Origin of the sequence: Azospirillum sp. Sh1 (assembly GCF_008365135.1) — a bacterium.
Taxonomy (GTDB): domain Bacteria; phylum Pseudomonadota; class Alphaproteobacteria; order Azospirillales; family Azospirillaceae; genus Azospirillum; species Azospirillum oryzae.
In genome coordinates, this window is sequence record NZ_VTTK01000038.1 from 45047 (window position 1) to 62941 (window position 17895).

Consider the following 17895-nt stretch of genomic DNA (forward strand, 5'->3'; position numbering starts at 1 on the left):
CTCACACCACGGCGGTCGGCAGCGACCGGCCGGCGAAGAAGGCTTCCAGATTGTCCAGCACCAACTGGCCCATCGCCATGCGCGTCTCCACCGTGGCGCTGGCCTGATGCGGCTGGAGGACGACGTTGTCGAGGCCGTAGAAGCCCTCCGGCACGTTCGGTTCGTCGGCGAAGACGTCCAGCGCGGCGCCGCCGATCCGCCCCTCGGTCAAGGCGGCCAGCAATTCCGGCTCGTCCACCACGCTGCCGCGGGCGACGTTGACCAGCAGCCCGTCCGGCCCCAGAGCGTCGAGCACGGCGCGGCCGACCATGTTGCGGGCGTCCGCCCCGGCCGAGGCGGCGACGATCAGGATGTCGCTCTCCCGCGCCAGTTCGACCGGCGAGGCGACGAAGCGGTAGGACACGCCGTCGCGCGGCTTGCGGTTGGTGTAGGCGATGGTCATGCCGAAGGCCTCGGCGCGCTTGGCGATGGCCTCGCCGATGCGGCCCAGCCCCAGCACGCCCAGCCGCTTGCCGCTGACCTTGCGGGCGAGCGGCAGCTTGCCCTTCGGCCACTGCCCGGCGCGGACGAAGCGATCGCCCACCATCATCCGGCGCGAGGCGGCGATCATCAGCCCGATGGCGAGGTCGGCGACGTCGTCGGTCAGCACGTCCGGCGTGTTGGTGACGCGCACGCCGCGGCCGCGGGCATGCTCCAGATCGACCGCGTCGGTGCCGACACCGTTGATGGCGATGATCCCGACATTGGGCAGCGCCTCGACCACCGCCTTCTTCACGCCGGTCCCGCCGCCGGTGACGATGGCGCGCACCCGGTCGGCGACCTCGGCGATCAGGCGGTCGCGGTCAGGTGCGGCGGACAGGCGGTGGACGGTGTAGGCCGAATCCAGAGCCTGCTCGATGGCGGGCATCATGGGTTCGACCAGCAGGATTTCGGGCTTCATCGCAATTCGTCCTTGGTGGAGGAAAATTCCTCAGTGGGCCAGGATCTGGCCGAGGAAGCTTCGGGTCCGCTCCGATTTCGGATCGGTGAAGAACGCCTCCGGCGTGTTCTGCTCGACGATCTCGCCGCGGTCCATGAAGATCACGCGGTGGGCCACCGATTTGGCGAACCCCATCTCGTGCGTCACGCACAGCATGGTCATGCCGTCTTCGGCCAATCCGATCATGGTGTCCAGCACCTCCTTCACCATCTCCGGATCCAGCGCGGAGGTCGGCTCGTCGAACAGCATCACCTTCGGGTTCATGCACAGCGACCGCGCGATGGCGACGCGCTGCTGCTGGCCGCCCGACAGCTGGCCCGGATATTTGTCGGCCTGTTCGGGGATGCGGACCCGCTCCAGATAGCGGATGGCTGTGGCCTTCGCCTCGGCTTTGGTCGTGCCGCGCACCTTCATCGGCGCCAGCATGCAGTTCTCCAGCACGGTCAGGTGCGGGAACAGGTTGAAGCTCTGGAACACCATGCCGACTTCGCGGCGGACGGTGTCGAGCTGGCGGTGATGCGGCCCAAGCTCGACCCCGTTGACGGTGATCCGGCCCTTCTGGTGGCGTTCCAGCTGGTTGATGCAGCGGATCAGGGTCGATTTGCCCGAACCGGACGGGCCGCAGATGACGATGCGCTCGCCCCGGTGGACCTCCAGGTCGATGTCCTTCAGCACCTGGAAATGATCGTACCATTTCTGGACGCCTTCCATGCGGATGACGACATCCGGGCTCATCGCAGGCGCGACGCCGTCGCGCGTCGGCTCAGACGCCATTGTCATGGTCGTAACCTCCACCGGGGATTGCGCTTCAATTGCCTTAGGACTTGCTGGCGGTGACCGCCGCCGGCAGGTCGGTGCCCAGCCACTTCTGATGGATGGCGTTCAGCTCGCCGTTCTTCTTCACGGTCTCGAGGAAGCCGTTGACCCAGCCCATCAGCTTGTCCTGGCCCTGGCGAAGGGCGATGCCCTGCACCTGGCTCTTCAGGACGAACTTCATCTCGTAATTGGCCTGGGGCGCCATCGTCTTGATCTGCTGCGCCACCACGTTGCTGACGCCCAGCGCGTCGACCTGGCCGGACAGCAGGGCCTGCACGGCGCTGGCGTCGTCGTCGAAGCGCATGATGCGGGCATCCTTCGGCGCCACCGCGCTCAGCGACTGGTCCTGCGTGCTGGCGCGGGCGACGCCGATGCTCTTGCCCGACAGGTCCTCCGCCTTCTTGACCGGCGACTTCTGCGGGGCGAGCAGCCCGATCTCGATGGCCGCATAGGGCTCGGAGAAGGCGACCTGCTTGGCGCGTTCCGGCGTGACGCCGAGCGAGGCGACCAGCACGTCGACCTTGCCGGTCAGCAGATAGGGGATGCGGTTCGGCCCGGTCACCGGCACGATGTCGACCGGCACGCCCATGTGCTTGGCCATCAGCTTGGCGACGTCGGCGTCGTAGCCGTCGGGCTTGCCCGCGCTGTCGGTGATGCCGAAGGGCGGGAAATCGACCAGCATGCCGATGGTCAGCTTGCCCTTGCCCTTGATCTCCTCGACGCTCTGGGCGTGCGCCGTGGCGGTCAGGCCGACTGCGGCGGTCAAGAGAGCGCCGGCGACGACGAGACGGCGGGTGACGGTGAAGGCCATGGGTGTTTCCTCCGAGTGCGGGTGTTTTTGAGGCTTTAGCGGGAAGGCGCGGCGTAGCGGGCTTCCAGACGCTGACTCAACAGCGACAGCGGCCAGCACAGCGCGAAATAGATCGCGGCGACGATGCTGAAGACCAGGAAGGGCTGGAAGGTGGCGTTGTTGACGATCTGCCCGGCGCGGGTCAGCTCGACGAAGCCGATGATGGCGGCCAGCGAGGTGCCCTTGATGACCTGGACCAGATATCCCACGGTCGGCGGCACCGCGACCTTCACCGCCTGCGGCAGGACCACATAGCGCATGAGGCCGGGATAGCGCAGGCCGAGCGACCGCGCCGCCTCCCACTGGCCGCGCGGCACCGACTGGATGCAGCCGCGCCAGATCTCGCCCAGGAAGGCGCTGGTGTTCAGCGTCAGCCCGACCGCCGCGGCGACCCACGGGCTCATGTCGATGCCGATCACGGTGGCGCCGAAGAAGACCAGGAACAGCTGCATCAGCAGCGGCGTGCCCTGGAAGACCTGGATGTAGCCGGTCGCCAGCAAGCGTAGCGGCTTCACGTCGGACGTGCGGCCCAGCGCCACGAACAGCCCGACGATGCCGCCGCCGATGAAGGCGATGACCGACAGCATCAGCGTCCATTGCACGGCGCTGAGCAGGAACAGGAATTCGTTGTATCCAAAGGCGCGGATCATCGGTCAGTCCCCTTCAGCGCCGGTCGCCCTTAGCGACGATCAATGGTATAGGCGAAGGCCAGCCGGTAGATGCCGGCGAACAGCGCCGAGAACATCAGCGCCAGCACCAGATAGATGCCGGTCACCACGATGTAGATCTCGAAGCTGCGGAAGGTCTGCGACTGGATGTTGTTGGCGACCGACGTTAGCTCGTCGGCGGAGATGGCGGACACCACGCTGGAGCTGAGCATCAGCAGGATGAACTGGCTGGTCAGTGCCGGATAGACCGTGCGCAGCGCCGGCTTCAGCACGACATAGCGGAAGACCTGCAGCGGCCGCAGGCCCAACGCCAGCCCGGCCTCGATCTGGCCCTTGTGGATGGATTCGATGCCGGCGCGGATGATCTCGGTGGCATAGGCGCCGACGTTGACGACCATCGCGATCAGCGCCGCCACATCCGGCGACAGCCTGAGGCCGATGCTCGGCAGCCCGAAGAAGATCAGGAAGATCTGCACCAGGAAGGGCGTGTTGCGGATAACCTCGATATAGGCGTTGATCAGCCAGCGCACCGGCTTCGGCCCGGAGGTCTTGCCGAGGGCGCAGGCGATGGCGATCACCAGGCCGATGGCCATGGCGCCGAACGACAGCCTGACCGTCAGCCAGGCGCCGTCGAGCAGGTAATCCCACGACGCGAACACCGCGTCGAATTGAAAATCGTAGGTCACGGGCGTTCCTCCGCATCCGCGTCGCGCCGCCCTTCAAGGCCGGCGTCGCGCGGATTGCCTTTGTCCGCTTGGGCTGTCGTCCGGGGAATTCTCACCCGGATCGCCGGGACGCCGCGACGACGACGGTCCCGCTCTCTCAGTGTTCGTACACGGTAATTGGATCGATCCAAAAGCGCAACGGGAAATGAGGAGTGTCGTGATAATTCGTGTTCCAGACATTTGATTGGGTCCCGCATGTGCGGAAACCTTCCAGCGGCGCAGGGCGTTTCACCGGAACGCCGCCCAACCGCCAGCCTCGAGGAGCCCTCTGACATGACCGCAGGAACCAGCGCCGTCAGGAGCACCGCCGCGGTGAGCAGCCTCGTCCCCGCCCGGATGGACCGGCTGCCCTGGGCACGCTTCCACTGGATGGTGGTGGTCGGGCTGGGCGTCAGCTGGATCCTGGACGGCATCGAAATCCAGTTGATCTCCGCCTCCGGCTACAAGGAAAGCTTGGGCATGTCGAGCGCGGAGGTCGGGTTCGCCGGCACCATCTATCTGATGGGGCAGGTGGTGGGCGCGCTGGTCTTCGGCCGGCTGACCGACCGCTGGGGGCGCAAGAAGCTGTTCATCACCACGCTGGCGCTCTACCTGATCGCGTCGGGTATCGCCGGCTTCGCCTGGACGCCCTGGTTCCTCTATGTCTGGCGCTTCATCGCCGGGATGGGCATCGGCGGTGAATATGCCGCCGTCAACTCCGCCATTGACGAGTTGATCCCCGCGCGCTTCCGCGGCCGGGTCGACATCGCCGTCAACGGCACCTATTGGGGCGGGGCGATGATCGGCGCGGTCGGCAGCGTCTTTCTGCTCGACCATTCGCTGGTCCCGGAAAATCTCGGCTGGCGCATCGCCTTCTTCATCGGCCCGCTGTTGGGCCTCATCATCATCTACCTGCGCCGGCACATCCCGGAAAGCCCGCGCTGGATGGTTACCCACGGCATGGAGGACGAGGCGGAGCGCATCGTCGACGACATCGAGGCCAGCGTGCGCGCGCAGGGCAAGGCGCTGGCACCGGTTGATTCCAAGCGCGCCATGCACATCATTCCGGAAGACCATGTGTCCTGGGCACAGCTGGTCGACGTGTTCTTCCGGCAATACCCGTCGCGCACCTTCCTGGGCGTGACGATGATGGTGACGCAGTCCTTCCTCTACAACGCGATCTTCTTCACCTATGCGCTGGTTCTGCAGAACTTCTATCACCTCGATCCGTCGCGGACGGCGCTCTATTTCTTCCCCTTCGCCGCCGGCAACCTGATCGGGCCGCTGCTGTTGGGGCCGCTGTTCGACACGGTGGGGCGGCGGCGGATGATCTTCGGCACCTACTTGCTGGCGGGCGTGGTGCTGCTGGTCTCGGCCTTCCTGTTCCGGCAGGGGGTGCTGACGGCGAACACGCACACGATCTTCTGGTGCGTCTCCTTCTTCTTCGCGTCGGCCGGCGCCTCGTCCGCCTATCTGACGGTCAGCGAGATCTTCCCGCTGGAGGTCCGGGCGCAGGCCATCTCCTATTTCTTCGCCATCGCCCAAGTGGTCGGCTCCACCGGGCCGCTGCTGTTCGGCTGGCTGGTGGGCGAGGGGACGGAGCGCGACCCGCTGTTCTGGGGCTATGTGGTCGGATCGGTGGTGATGATCTTCGGCGGGGTGGTCGCCCTGGTCTATGGCGTCGACGCCGAAGGCAAGGGGCTGGAGGACATCGCCGAACCGCTGACCAAGGCCGACCGCCACCGTAGGGTAGGGGAGGCGGCGGCGGAGCCGATCTAGCGGCGCTGAGTCGTCATTCCAGCCAGTTTTCGACCGAAAGGCCGCGAACGCGCTGGAATTCCCGCAGATTCGCCGTCACCAGGATGGTGTCGAGCGCGCGGGCATGGGCGGCGATCAACAGATCGTTGCCGCCGATGGGATGGCCGGCAGCCTCCAGTTCAGCCCGAATGCTGCCATACTCGGCATCGGCCGGCAGGTCGAAGGGAAGCGCGGTCACATCCGACAGCAGTTCCTCGACCCGCCGGGACAGCTTCGCCGACCCCTTCTTGGCTGCACCGTACCGCAGTTCCGCCGCCACCACGATGCTGGTGCAGATCGCATCCTCCCCGACACGTCGCACATGCCCAGCGATCTTACCCGATGGGTTCCTGATAAGGTCGCTCATCGCATTGGTGTCGAGCATGTAAAGCATCAAAAGATGTCCTTGGGAGCAACAGGCGCGTCCTTGATGTCCGGGAATTCCTCGTCCAGCGGCTCCCAGCTTTCAAGCAATGCCAGAAGCCCCTTCTTCCGGACGGGTTCGATGATCAACCGATCACCGTCGCGACTGATGTACACCGACTCCCCGGGCAATTCGAATTCCACAGGAATGCGGACGGCCTGGCTGCGGTTGTTGCGGAACAGGCGGACTTCCTTGCGCTGCGGCGCTGCTGATTGTGGCATGCCACGGCCCTCCATGTATATGCCGGATACATATGCCACAAAGGGGGCGAGGTCAATCGCGGGCCGCCTCCGCCACGCGGGCGCCGTTCAGGAACAGCCGCACCGCCTGCCGGACATAGCGGTCGAGGTCGGGAATTGCTGGCGCGCGTTGCGGCAGGATCAGGCGGCGGACCAGCAGGTTGCCGGTGACCATGCCCAGGAAGGCCTGGGCGGCGGCGGCCGGATCGTCGATGTGCAGGTCGCCGCGATCCGACAGAAGTTGCAGGTAATCGGCCAGCCGGCCGATGGCGTTCTCCGGTCCGATGCGGAAGAAGGCCTCGGCGATGTCGGGGACGCGGTCGCCCTCCGCGATCAGGATGCGGACGGTGGCGGTCGTCTCCTCGTTCAGCAAGGCCTTGACCAGATGCAGGGCGAAGGCGGTCAGCCCGGCTTCCGGCGTCATGTGCTCGTCGCCTTGCGCGGGGGCGAGGCCGGAGAGGATCATGGCGTTGTCCTCTTCCATGATGGCGCGGAACAGCCCCTCCTTGTCGCCGAAATGCTCGTATAGCGTGGCGCGGGAGCCGCCGGCGACGGCGATGATGTCGCTCAGCGTCGTCTTCTCGAACCCCTTCTCGACGAACAGCCGCCGTGCCGCCGTCAGGATCGCCTGCCGGCGCGCCATGCCGCGCGGCCCACAGGTGGCCGGCCCGCAAGGGGGGCCGGCAGCGGGTGCGGGTGTGGAGGCGGTGGTCGACAAAGGCTCGATCCGGTCGTTCCGGCTGCTGGTCATTTTGCGTTTCCCTCCGGCGCATCGGCTTCGGCCGGTTTCATTTCTGGTCCGGCCACCCGTCGCGTGCGCCGATGCGGAAGCTCTGCCCCGGATCACCGTCCGGTGCGACTTGTAAGAAGGACGCAGGGGCTCCCGCGGGGGATTCCGCAGTGGCTTCCTGTTTGTCCGTCGAGGGTGACTTCCCATGTTCCAGCCCCATATCGGGCATCTGCGGAACCCTCTTGCGCGGTGCAGCATTCTGAATGTATCGTCTGGTACAGTGTACTGTATGAGACAGTACTAAGCAACGGGGATGTGCCGGACCTCCTGACTCCGCAGCGTAGCAGGGAGACGGGTCCGCCGACGCGCGGCGCCGAGACGAGGAAAGAGATGTCCAGATCCAATCCATTCATGACGCTGGCCGCGGCGGCCTGCCTGATCGCGCTGCTCGCCGGCTGCAACCAGCAGAAGCAGGCGTCCGGCCAGCCCCAGGGCGGCGGTCCGCCGGAGGTGTCGGTCCTCACCATCGAGCCTCAGCGACTGACCGTGACCACCGAGCTTCCGGGCCGTACCGCCGCCTACCGGATCGCCGAAATCCGGCCGCAGGTCAGCGGCATCGTGCTGAAGCGCCTGTTCCGCGAGGGCAGCGAGGTGAAGGCGGGCGACCAGCTCTATCAGATCGACCCCGCCACCTACGAGGCGTCGCTGGCGAGCGCCCAGGCCGATGTCCAGAAGGCGGAGGCGAACCTGCAGGCCGCCCGCAACAAGGCGTCGCGCTATGGCGATCTGGTGAAGAACAGCGTGGTCAGCAAGCAGGACTTCGACGACGTCCAGGCCTCGCTGAAGCAGAACGAGGCGCAGGTCGCCGCCGCCAAGGCCGCCTACAACCTCGCCAGCATCAACCTGAACTACACCAAGGTGTTCGCCCCCATCTCCGGCCGCATCGGCAAGTCGGCGGTGACGGAGGGCGCACTGGTCACCTCCAACCAGGCGACGGCCTTGGCCACCATCCAGCAGTTCGACCCGATCTATGTCGACGTGACGCAGACCGCCTCGCAGCTGATGAAGCTGCGCGAGGATATGGCGACCGGCCGCATCCGCCCGGCCGAGCCCGGCAAGATCCCGGTGACGCTGTTCCTGAACAGCAACGGCAGCGGCGACGACACCGCCTATCCGGCGAAGGGCGAGCTGCAATTCGCCGACGTCACGGTGGATGCCGGCACCAGCTCGGTCCAGCTGCGCGCGGTCTTCCCCAACCCGAACAAGGAGCTGCTTCCGGGCCTGTTCGTCCGCGCCCGCGTCGAGCAGGGGGTGGCCGAGAACGCCATCACCGTGCCGCAGGCCGCGGTCGCCCGCGGGCCGGACGGCTCCGCCCGCGTCTGGGTGGTGGGGGCCGACAACAAGGCGACCCCGCGCACCATCAAGACCGAACGCGCGGTCGGCAATGTCTGGCTGGTGTCGGACGGGCTGGCCGTCGGCGAACGCGTGGTGGTCGAGGGCCTGCAGAAGGTCAAGCCGGGTGCCGAGGTGAAGCCGGTGCCCGCCCAGAACGCCCTCGCATCGTTGCCGGAAAAGGCCGCTTCGGCCCGCTGATCCCAGGATCCCGTCCGCAGGATACCGTCACATGTCAAAATTCTTCATCGACCGGCCGGTCTTCGCCTGGGTCATCGCCATCGTCATCATGATGGCGGGCGCGCTGGCGATCCTGCGGCTGCCCGTCGAGCAATATCCGAAGATCGCGCCGCCGACGGTGTCGATCACCGCAAGCTATCCCGGCGCCTCGGCCAAGACGCTGGAGGACACGGTCACCCAGGTCATCGAACAGAAGATGACCGGGCTCGACCATTTCCGCTACATGTCCTCCAACAGCGACTCCTCCGGCAACGTCACCATCACCCTGACCTTCGAGCCGGAGGCCAACCCCGACATCGCCCAGGTCCAGGTCCAGAACAAGCTGCAGCTGGCGACGCCGCTGCTGCCGCAGGAGGTCCAGCAGCGCGGCATCCAGGTGTCGAAGGCCGGCAACGACTTCCTGCTGGTGGTCGGTTTCGTGTCCAGCGACGGGCGCCTCAGCCAGGGCGACATCGCCGACTACGTCACCTCCAACCTCCAGGACACGCTGAGCCGCGTCGAAGGCGTCGGCGACATCACCGTCTTCGGGCCGCAGCATGCCATGCGCATCTGGCTGGACCCCGACGCGCTGAACAACTTCGCGCTGACCACCACCGACGTCTCCAACGCGATCAAGACCCAGAACGCCCAGGTCTCCGCCGGCCAGCTCGGCGGCGCCCCGGCGGTGCAGGGCCAGCAGATCAACGCCACCATCACCGCCCAGTCGCGGCTCCAGACGCCGGAGCAGTTCGGCGCCATCCTGCTGCGCGTGAACCCCGACGGATCCCAGGTGCGGCTGCGCGACGTGGCCCGGATCGAGATCGGGTCGGAGACCTACGAGATCAACGCCGCCTACAACGGCAAGCCTGCGGCCGGCGTCGGCATCAAGCTGGCGACCGGGGCCAACGCCCTGAACACCGCCGCCGCGGTCAAGGCGCGGGTGGCGGAGCTTCAGCCCTTCTTCCCGGCCGGCATCGAGGTCATCTACCCCTACGACACGACGCCCTTCGTCCAGCTGTCGATCCACGAGGTGATCAAGACCCTGTTCGAGGCGATCGTCCTCGTCTTCGTCGTGATGTACCTGTTCCTGCAGAACTTCCGCGCGACGCTGATCCCGACCATCGCGGTGCCGGTGGTGCTGCTCGGCACTTTCGGGGTGCTGTCGGCCTTCGGCTTCTCCATCAACGTGCTGACGATGTTCGGCATGGTGCTGGCGATCGGCCTGCTGGTGGACGACGCCATCGTCGTGGTCGAGAATGTCGAGCGCGTGATGAGCGAGGAGGGGCTTTCCCCGCGCGAGGCGACGCGCAAGTCGATGGACCAGATCACCGGCGCGCTGGTCGGCATCGCCCTGGTCCTGTCGGCGGTGTTCGTGCCGATGGCGTTCTTCGGCGGGTCGGCCGGCGCCATCTACCGCCAGTTCTCGCTGACCATCGTCTCGGCGATGGCGCTGTCGGTGCTGGTCGCCCTGGTGCTGACGCCGGCGCTCTGCGCCACCATCCTGAAGCCGGTCACGGTTGGCCATGGCCACGCCCGCGGCGGCTTCTTCGGCCTGTTCAACCGCGGCTTCGATGCCGGCAGCCGGGTCTATGTCCGCGGCGTGCGCGGGGCGGTGAACCGGCTGGGCCGCTATTTCATCGCCTATCTGCTGATCCTCGGCGGGCTGGGCTACCTGTTCCTGCAGATGCCGTCCTCCTTCCTGCCGACGGAGGACCGCGGCCAGCTGTTCGTGCTGTGGTCGGCGCCGCCGAACGCCAGCTCCCAGCGCACCGCCGAGACCGCCAAGGCCGTCACCGCCTATTTCCTGGAACAGGAGAAGGACAGTGTCGAAGGCCTGTTCACCATCGTCGGCTTCAACTTCTCCGGTCGCGGCCAGAATGCCGGCATGGCCTTCGTCCGGCTGAAGGACTGGAGCGAGCGCACCCTGCCGTCGCAGAAGCCGCAGGCCATCGCCGGCCGGGTGATGGGGGCGATGTCGAAGCTGAAGGACGCGGTCGTCTTCTCCTTCCTGCCGCCGTCGGTTCCGGGCCTCGGCAACGCTACCGGCTTCGACCTTCAATTGGTCGACCGCGGGGGGCTGGGTCATGACCGGCTGATGCAGGCGCGCAACCAGCTGCTCGGCATGGCGGCGCAGAACCCCAAGCTGGTCGGCGTCCGCCCCAACGGGCTGGAGGACACCCCGCAGTTCAAGCTGGACATCGACCGCGAGAAGGCGAGCGCGCTCGGCCTGTCGCTCAGCGACATCAACACGACGCTGTCGGCGGCCTGGGGCTCGTCCTATGTCAACGACTTCATCGACCAGGGCCGGGTGAAGAAGGTCTATCTCCAGGCCGACGCGCCCTACCGCATGCAGCCCAGCGACATCGACCGCTGGTACGTGCGCAATTCCAGCGGCCAGATGGTCCCCTTCTCCGCCTTCACGACGGCGCAGTGGATCTACGGCTCGCCCAAGCTGGAGCGCTACAACGGCTCCTCGTCGCTGAACATCCAGGGATCGGCGGCGCCGGGCATCAGCTCGGGCGAGGCGATGGCCGAGATGGAGGCGATGATGCAGAAGCTGCCGCAGGGCATCGGCTACGAGTGGACCGGGCTTTCCTACGAGGAGCGGCTCAGCGGCTCGCAGGCGCCGGCGCTCTACGCCCTGTCGATGATCATCGTCTTCCTCTGCTTGGCCGCCCTCTATGAAAGCTGGTCGGTGCCGGTGTCGGTCATCATGGTGGTGCCGCTGGGCGTCATCGGCGCCGTCATCGCGGCGACGCTGCGCGGCCTGCCGAGCGACGTCTATTTCCAGGTCGGCCTGCTGACCACCATCGGCCTGTCGGCGAAGAACGCCATCCTGATCGTGGAGTTCGCCAAGGCGCTGTACGACCAGGGCATGGAGCTGAAGGAGGCGGCGGCGGAGGCCTGCCGTCAGCGCCTGCGCCCGATCATCATGACCTCGATGGCCTTCATCCTCGGCGTGCTGCCGCTGGCGATCAGCACCGGCGCCGGGTCGGAGAGCCAGAACGCCATCGGCGTCGGCGTGATGGGCGGCATGATCTCCGCCACCGTGCTGGCGGTTCTGTTCGTGCCGGTCTTCTTCGTCGCCGTCTACCGCCTGTTCGTCCGCCGCCGCCCCGGCCACGGCGCCATGCCGCAGCCGGTGGCGGGGGATTGAACGGCGCCTTTCTCTCACCCCCGCGAATATCCCCCTCTCCCCCCCGGGGAGAGGGTCGGGGTGAGGGGGATGCATGACGTGGATTTTGTGTGGATCGGGGAGTGCGCGATACTTGATGGTCCTCGCCGCGCGTCCCCCTCACCCTAACCCTCTCCCCGGGGGGGAGAGGGAATCCCAGCATCCGTCAGCAGCGTGTCCAGCACCTCGACCAGACGGTCGATGCGGTAGGGTTTCGGCAGCACCATCACCCCGGTGGCGCGGGCGACATCCTCGCTGTAGCCGGTCGCCAGCACGACGGGCAGGTCCGGCCGGAGCCGTCGCGCGGTGCGGGCCAGATCGACGCCGCTCATGGTGCCGGGCATCACCACGTCGCTGAACAGCAGATCGAAACCGCCGGCCTCCAGCAGGGGCAGCGCCTCGTCGGCGGTGGCGGTGCGGGTGATGGTGAAGCCGGCATCCTCCAATGCCGTCGCGACGGTCAGCGCCACGATGGGGTCGTCCTCCACCACCAGCACATGGCCGCCGACGCGGGTGGCGCCGGTCTCCGCCATCGCCGGTTCGGCCGCCGTCGCCGGAACGGTGCCGGAACGGCGGATCAGCAGGCCGACGGTGGTGCCGCGCCCCTCCTCGCTCTCGATCCAGGCGGTTCCGCCGAAATGGCGGGCGAAGCCATAGACCTGCGACAGGCCCAGTCCGCTGCCCTTGCCGATCTCCTTGGTGGTGAAGAAGGGATCGAAGGCGCGGGCCCGCACCTCGGCCGGCATGCCTGTGCCGGTGTCGCTCACCGTCAGTTGCACGAACTCACCCGACAGCCCGTCGGGAACTCCCTGGGCCGCCCCGGCGTCGCCATGCGCCCGGGTCACGTTGGCCGCCCGGATCGTCAGGGCGCCGCCGTCGGGCATCGCATCCCGCGCATTGACCACGAGGTTCAGCAGGGCCAGTTCCAGCTGGGTCGCATCGACCTCCACCGGCCACAGCCCGGTGGAGAAGTCGATCTCCAGCCGGATGTCGGCGCGCAGCGCGCGGTTCAGCAGCTCCGACATGCCCAGCACGCGGTCGCGCAGATCGACCGTCTCGGGCCGCAGCGCCTGCCGGCGGGCGAAGGCCATCAGCTGCTGGACCAGCTTGGCACCGCGGTCCACCGCCTGCCGCCCGGCATCGACCAGCGGCTGGATGCGCGATCCCTCCGCCCGCTTTTCGATCATGTGCAGGCAGCCGGACAGCGCCTGCAGCAGGTTGTTGAAGTCGTGGGCGACGCCGCCGGTCATTTGGCCCAGCGCTTCCGTCTTCTGGGTCTGCAGCAGGGCCACCTGGACGCGCTCGCGCTCCGCCACCTCCTCGGCGACGCGGGCCTCCAGCGTGGCGTTGAGCTGCTGCAGCTCCTCCTCCGCCCGCTTGGCCTCGGTGACGTCGCTGCCCTCCACGAACAGGCCGCTGACGCGCCCGTCCTCATCCCGGATCGGTTGATAGACGAAGGTGAGGAAGCGTTCCTCCAGCGGTTCGCCCGGCCGGCGCTGGAACCGGATCGGCATGTTGCGCCCGACGAAGGTCTCGCCGCTGGCATAGACGCGGTCGAGCAGTTCGAAGAAGCCCTGACCCTCCACCTCCGGCAAAGCCTCGCGCGCCGGGCGGTCCACCAGATCCTGGCGGCCGACCAACTGCATGTAGGTGTCGTTCGCCAGTTCGAAGACATGGTCCGGCCCGCGCAGCACGCACATGAAGCCCGGCGCCTGCCGGAACAGGGTGCGCAGCCGCTCCCCCTCCGCCGCCAGCCGGGCGTTCGCCGCCTCGACCGCGGCGCGTTCGCGCATCAGCGCCTTGTTGGCGGCGCGCAAGGCCGCTTCGGCGAGCGCGCGTTCCACCGCGGCCCAGGTCCGCTCCGCCACATCCTCCGCCAGGGCGGCGTCGGTGTCGGTCCAATGGCGGGCCTTGGTTTCGTGCAGATAGAGGATCGCCGTCAGCTGTCCCGCCTTCAGCAGCGGCACCACCAGCAGGGAGCGCGCACCGATGCCGGCGAAGGCCGCCGCCGGCCCGCCACCACCGGTGTGGGGACCGGAGATGCGCGGATCGGTGGCGACGTCGTCCACGCGCAGCGTGTATCCCGCCCGCAGTTCCGCGATCAGCGCCGGGCCGAAGCTGTCGAGCAGGCGGGACTCCCCGGCGAGGCTCGCCACCCCGCTGTCGCTCCAGTCGCGCTCGACCGAGATCAGGCTGCCGGTCGGATCGGTGCGGCCATAGCCGGCCCGCGCCACCCGCAGATGGCGGCCGATCGCCTCGGCGGCGGCGGCGGTGATGCCGACCGGGTCGTTCAGCCCGCGCAGCCGCTCCGCCAGATCGAGTTGGAAGGTCAGCCGCCGCTCGGCCAGCACGCGGGCGGTGTTCTCGGTACAGGCGCAGAACATGCCGGCGACGCGGTCGGTCTCGTCGCGCACCGGGCTGTAGGAGAAGGTGAAATAGGTCTCCTCGCGGTAGCCGTGCCGCTGCATCACCAGCCGCCGGTCCTCGTGATAGGTCGCCTCGCCGGCAAGCGCGCGCGCCACCAGGGGGGTCAGGTCGGGCCAGATGTCGGCCCACACCTCGGCGAAGGGGCGGCCCAGCGCCTCCGGCTTGTCGCCCAGGATGGGGCGGTAACTGTCGTTGTAGAGGAAGGTCAGCTGCGGCCCCCAGACCGCGAACATCGGAAAGCTGGAGGTCAGCATCAGGTTGACGATGGTGCGCAGCGACTGCGGCCAGTCCTCTGCCGGGCCGAGCGGTGTGGCCGACCAGTCCATCGCCCGCATCCGCCGGCCCATCTCCCCGCCGCCGGTGAAGACGTCCGGACCACCCTGTACCGGGCCGCCATGAGCCGGACTGCCGGCTTCCCCGGCTTGCCGCAGCCTTGCGGCATCCTGCCAGACCGGATCGGTCATCATGCGACGAACACCGCAGCCGCGGGTTTGCGTCGTCGATGCCCGGCAGTTCGGGAAAAGATGGAGCTTTTCATGCGGATCATGGCGCGAGAATAGGCAATCGCAAGATGTGTGGCAATCAGCGGCCGCTAGCCATTTGGGAGTAGTTTTCTTAATTCGTCATGCCGGCGCGACCTTCGCACCTGTGCCGATGTTGTCGAGATCATCACATCTGCAAACCGCTTCTTGTCCTGTCCGGGATATCGGACGGGCTGCCGTTCATTCTGTACCGCTTTTTGGCCGTACCGCTTTTTTTTGGAGAACGCCCGTGGGTCCGTTCCATTTGTCCGCCGTTCTGCTGACCTTGGCGGCCACCTTCGGCTTCATCAATCACAAGTGGCTGAAGCTGCCCAGCACCATCGCGCTGTTCTTCGAAGGGCTGGCGCTGGCGCTGTTGGTGAGCGGCGTGGATGCGATCACCGCCAGCCTGGGCATCGGCAACTGGCTGCGCAACCTGATCCAGCAGATCAGCCTGCCGGAGATTCTGCTCGACGGCATTCTCAGCCTGCTGCTCTACGCCGCCGCGGTGAACGAGGATCTGTGTGCGCTGCTGAAGCGGAAATGGACGGTGCTGGCGCTGGCGACGCTGGGGGTGATGCTGTTCACCGGCCTGATGGGGCTTGGGTTGAACGTCATCTTCGGACTGGCCGGGATCGACGTCCCGCTGATCTGGTGCCTGGTGCTGGGGGCGGCCATCGCGCCGACCGATCCGGTGGCGGTGCATGCCATCCTCGGGCGGCTGCCGGTCCCGGAAACGCTGCGCTCCGTGATCTCGGGTGAAAGCCTGTTCAACGACGGGGTCGGCGTGGTGGTGTTCGCGACGCTGCTCCACCTCGCCACCGGCAGCGGCCAGGATCTGGGGGCGGTGGAGGTGGCGCTGGACTTCGTCAAGGAGGCTTTCGGTGGTGCCGCCCTCGGTTTCGTCTGCGGTTGGATCGCATATCAGGCGAAACGGCGGATCGACGAGAGCACGGTGGAGCTGACCATTTCGCTGGCCCTGGTGCTGGGGACCTATTCGCTGGCCAGCTGGCTGGGCGTGTCGGGTCCCATCGCCGTCGTCGTCGCCGGTCTGCTGATCGGTTACACCACCGAGAAGCATGTCAGCAGCGACGAAAGCCGCCGCGATCTGCAGGTGGTCTGGGCGATGATCGATTCCGTGCTGAACGCCCTGCTGTTCCTTCTGGTGGGGCTGGAGGCGACGGCGGTCATCACCTGGACGGGGCCGGCCCTGCTGGCCGCCGCGCTGGCCGTGCCTCTGGCTCTGGTCGTCCGCCTGCTCAGCCTGACGCCCGCCCTGCTGATGCATATCGGGCACAGCGGCAAGACCAGCGCCCTTATCATCATGACCTGGGCGGGCCTTCGCGGCGGCATCGCGGTGGCGCTGGTGCTGTCGTTGCCGAACAGCCCCTACCGCGATTCCATCCTGGCCGTCTGCTATGTGGTCGTCGCCTTCACCATCCTGGTCCAGGGCCTGACCCTTGAGCCCATCGGCCGGCGGCTCTACGGCGATGACCGGTCGTGACGCTGACCGATCCGCCGACGCAGGGCAGCCTCGCAGGGGGTGGCGTGGAATCGGCGCCGCTCCGACCACACCTTCAATCGCAACAGTTGGCCGCCAGCCGGCCCTCATTATGGACCGCGCCATGATCCCCTTTTCCGTTCTCGACCTCAGCCCGATCGTCCAGGGGGCGACCGCCGCCGACAGCTTCCGCAACACCCTCGACCTCGCCCGCCATGCCGAGCGCTTGGGGTACAAGCGCTATTGGCTGGCCGAGCATCACAACATGCCGGGCATCGCCAGTGCGGCCACCGCCGTGGTGATCGCCCATGTCGCCGCCGGCACCTCGACCATCCGGGTCGGATCGGGCGGGGTGATGCTGCCCAACCACGCGCCGCTGATGGTGGCGGAGCAGTTCGGCACGCTGGAATCCCTCTATCCCGGCCGCATCGATCTGGGGCTGGGCCGCGCGCCGGGAACCGACATGATGACGGCGCGGGCTCTGCGCCGCGACATGACCGACAGCGGCGACCGCTTCCCGCAGGATGTCGTCGAACTGCAGATGTATTTCGAGGAGCCGGAGCCCAACCAGCGCATCCGCGCCGTGCCGGGCGCCGGGTTGAAGGTGCCCTTGTGGCTGTTGGGCTCCAGCCTGTTCAGCGCGCAACTGGCGGCGATGCTGGGTCTGCCGTTCGCCTTCGCCTCCCACTTCGCGCCCGATATGCTGATGGAGGCGCTGGCGATCTACCGCGCCCGCTTCGAACCGTCGGCGACGCTCGACAAGCCGCACGCCATGGTCGCCGCCAACCTGTTTGCCGCCGATACGGAGGCCGAGGCGCGCCGCATCTTCTCCTCAGCCCAGCAGCAATTCGCCAATCTCCGCCGCGGCACGCCGGGCAAGCTGCCGCCACCGGTCGACGACATCGACTCCTGGTGGAGCAGCCCGGCCGAGAAGATGATGGTGGACCGCGCGCTCGGCACCATGGCCGCGGTGGGCACGCCGGATCAGGTGGCGGCCAAGCTGTCGGAGATCATCCGCACCACCCAGGCGGACGAACTGATCCTGGCCGGCCAGATCTATGACCACGCCGCCCGTCTGCGCTCCTTCCAGATCGGGGCCGAACTGCGCGAGCGGATTGGTTGATTCAGGTGATTTGATTGAAAAATGTGGAGGCGGTGAAAAAAGCCCTTGCGCGGCATCGGCCAGCCGGCCTATACACCGCCTCCCGCGACGCAGCACGACCCACAAGGCAGTGACGCTTCAAAGGAAACAGCGGTCCGAACAAGTAAGTGTCGAGCGCCTCGAAAAAAAGAGGTTGACAACGAAAGTAAAGACCACTAAATAAGCCGAACACGACGCGGTGATCCAAAACGGAGCGCCGCTGAAATGTTCGGAAGCGACGCGTCTCAGCGTTGCGGGTTCTTTGACAAGTTTATACCGTGTTGTGAGAAGGGATGCGCAGGCGGCGGCAGT

At 67.1% G+C, this 17895-nt stretch carries 14 protein-coding genes; 5 read left to right on the forward strand and 9 right to left on the reverse strand.

The genetic code is table 11. From position 1 onward, the window contains the following. Nucleotide 1: 1 nt before the first annotated feature. Genes FZ029_RS27095 through FZ029_RS27115 form a run of 5 tightly spaced genes read right to left on the reverse strand, consistent with a single transcriptional unit; the run spans nucleotide 2 to nucleotide 3999 of the window. A complete protein-coding gene (locus FZ029_RS27095; RefSeq protein ID WP_149272776.1) occupies nucleotides 2-940 on the reverse strand; it encodes a 2-hydroxyacid dehydrogenase in 939 nt (312 codons plus the stop codon). Nucleotides 941-970: 30 nt separating this feature from the next. After that, entirely contained in the window at nucleotides 971-1759 is a 789-nt protein-coding gene (locus FZ029_RS27100; RefSeq protein WP_188052067.1) for an amino acid ABC transporter ATP-binding protein, read from the reverse strand. A 37-nt stretch (nucleotides 1760-1796) separates the two neighbouring features. Next, a complete protein-coding gene (locus FZ029_RS27105) occupies nucleotides 1797-2606 on the reverse strand; it encodes a transporter substrate-binding domain-containing protein (protein WP_149272777.1) in 810 nt (269 codons plus the stop codon). Nucleotides 2607-2641: 35 nt separating this feature from the next. Beyond that, nucleotides 2642-3295 (reverse strand): amino acid ABC transporter permease, encoded by a 654-nt coding sequence (locus FZ029_RS27110; protein ID WP_149201460.1) that lies wholly within the window; start codon nucleotides 3293-3295, stop codon nucleotides 2642-2644. Between the two features lie 29 nt (nucleotides 3296-3324). Further along, a complete protein-coding gene (locus FZ029_RS27115) occupies nucleotides 3325-3999 on the reverse strand; it encodes an amino acid ABC transporter permease (protein ID WP_149201461.1) in 675 nt (224 codons plus the stop codon). A gap of 312 nt (nucleotides 4000-4311) precedes the next feature. On the opposite strand from FZ029_RS27115, the gene FZ029_RS27125 reads away from it, so the two are divergent. Further along, the gene (locus FZ029_RS27125; protein ID WP_149272778.1) at nucleotides 4312-5796 is read left to right on the forward strand and encodes an MFS transporter; all 1485 of its coding nucleotides are present in this window, start codon (nucleotides 4312-4314) and stop codon (nucleotides 5794-5796) included. Nucleotides 5797-5809: 13 nt separating this feature from the next. On the opposite strand, the gene FZ029_RS27130 is transcribed toward FZ029_RS27125, so the two are convergent. Genes FZ029_RS27130 through FZ029_RS27140 form a run of 3 tightly spaced genes read right to left on the reverse strand, consistent with a single transcriptional unit; the run spans nucleotide 5810 to nucleotide 7228 of the window. Continuing rightward, nucleotides 5810-6208: a type II toxin-antitoxin system VapC family toxin gene (locus tag FZ029_RS27130; protein ID WP_149272779.1), complete on the reverse strand. Its 399-nt coding sequence runs from the start codon at nucleotides 6206-6208 to the stop codon at nucleotides 5810-5812. Beyond that, nucleotides 6208-6459, reverse strand: a complete 252-nt coding sequence (locus tag FZ029_RS27135) for an antitoxin (RefSeq protein WP_149272780.1) — start codon at nucleotides 6457-6459, stop codon at nucleotides 6208-6210. Before FZ029_RS27135 ends, FZ029_RS27130 begins: the two co-directional genes overlap by 1 nt. Nucleotides 6460-6511: 52 nt before the next feature. After that, complete coding sequence (locus FZ029_RS27140; protein WP_247892524.1) at nucleotides 6512-7228, reverse strand: TetR/AcrR family transcriptional regulator; 717 nt, start codon at nucleotides 7226-7228, stop codon at nucleotides 6512-6514. 369 nt (nucleotides 7229-7597) lie between these two features. Here FZ029_RS27140 and FZ029_RS27150 point away from each other — a divergent pair, with 369 nt between their 5' ends. Both FZ029_RS27150 and FZ029_RS27155 read left to right on the forward strand, forming a co-directional pair. Then, nucleotides 7598-8800 (forward strand): efflux RND transporter periplasmic adaptor subunit, encoded by a 1203-nt coding sequence (locus FZ029_RS27150; RefSeq protein ID WP_149272781.1) that lies wholly within the window; start codon nucleotides 7598-7600, stop codon nucleotides 8798-8800. A 31-nt stretch (nucleotides 8801-8831) separates the two neighbouring features. Continuing rightward, nucleotides 8832-11975, forward strand: a complete 3144-nt coding sequence (locus FZ029_RS27155; RefSeq protein WP_149272782.1) for an efflux RND transporter permease subunit — start codon at nucleotides 8832-8834, stop codon at nucleotides 11973-11975. Between the two features lie 143 nt (nucleotides 11976-12118). Here FZ029_RS27155 and FZ029_RS27160 read toward each other — a convergent pair whose 3' ends face one another. Further along, a complete protein-coding gene (locus tag FZ029_RS27160) occupies nucleotides 12119-14887 on the reverse strand; it encodes a PAS domain-containing protein (protein ID WP_149272783.1) in 2769 nt (922 codons plus the stop codon). A gap of 304 nt (nucleotides 14888-15191) precedes the next feature. Here FZ029_RS27160 and FZ029_RS27165 point away from each other — a divergent pair, with 304 nt between their 5' ends. Together FZ029_RS27165 and FZ029_RS27170 are read left to right on the forward strand one after the other, a co-directional pair. Further along, complete coding sequence (locus FZ029_RS27165; protein WP_149272784.1) at nucleotides 15192-16445, forward strand: sodium:proton antiporter; 1254 nt, start codon at nucleotides 15192-15194, stop codon at nucleotides 16443-16445. A gap of 121 nt (nucleotides 16446-16566) precedes the next feature. After that, a complete protein-coding gene (locus FZ029_RS27170) occupies nucleotides 16567-17565 on the forward strand; it encodes an LLM class flavin-dependent oxidoreductase (protein ID WP_149272785.1) in 999 nt (332 codons plus the stop codon). The last annotated feature ends 330 nt before the right edge of the window (nucleotides 17566-17895 follow it).

Excerpts from the sequence above, each read along its gene's own strand:
- FZ029_RS27150 (WP_149272781.1), top strand. The coding sequence starts at position 7,598 with ATGTCCAGATCCAATCCATTCATGACGCTGGCCGCGGCGGCCTGCCTG.
- FZ029_RS27170 (WP_149272785.1), top strand. The coding sequence starts at position 16,567 with ATGATCCCCTTTTCCGTTCTCGACCTCAGCCCGATCGTCCAGGGGGCG.
- FZ029_RS27125 (WP_149272778.1), top strand. The coding sequence starts at position 4,312 with ATGACCGCAGGAACCAGCGCCGTCAGGAGCACCGCCGCGGTGAGCAGC.
- FZ029_RS27095 (WP_149272776.1), bottom strand. The coding sequence starts at position 940 with ATGAAGCCCGAAATCCTGCTGGTCGAACCCATGATGCCCGCCATCGAG.
- FZ029_RS27100 (WP_188052067.1), bottom strand. The coding sequence starts at position 1,759 with ATGACAATGGCGTCTGAGCCGACGCGCGACGGCGTCGCGCCTGCGATG.
- FZ029_RS27105 (WP_149272777.1), bottom strand. The coding sequence starts at position 2,606 with ATGGCCTTCACCGTCACCCGCCGTCTCGTCGTCGCCGGCGCTCTCTTG.
- FZ029_RS27110 (WP_149201460.1), bottom strand. The coding sequence starts at position 3,295 with ATGATCCGCGCCTTTGGATACAACGAATTCCTGTTCCTGCTCAGCGCC.
- FZ029_RS27160 (WP_149272783.1), bottom strand. The coding sequence starts at position 14,887 with ATGATGACCGATCCGGTCTGGCAGGATGCCGCAAGGCTGCGGCAAGCC.
- FZ029_RS27155 (WP_149272782.1), top strand. The coding sequence starts at position 8,832 with ATGTCAAAATTCTTCATCGACCGGCCGGTCTTCGCCTGGGTCATCGCC.
- FZ029_RS27135 (WP_149272780.1), bottom strand. The coding sequence starts at position 6,459 with ATGCCACAATCAGCAGCGCCGCAGCGCAAGGAAGTCCGCCTGTTCCGC.
- FZ029_RS27140 (WP_247892524.1), bottom strand. The coding sequence starts at position 7,228 with ATGACCAGCAGCCGGAACGACCGGATCGAGCCTTTGTCGACCACCGCC.
- FZ029_RS27130 (WP_149272779.1), bottom strand. The coding sequence starts at position 6,208 with ATGCTTTACATGCTCGACACCAATGCGATGAGCGACCTTATCAGGAAC.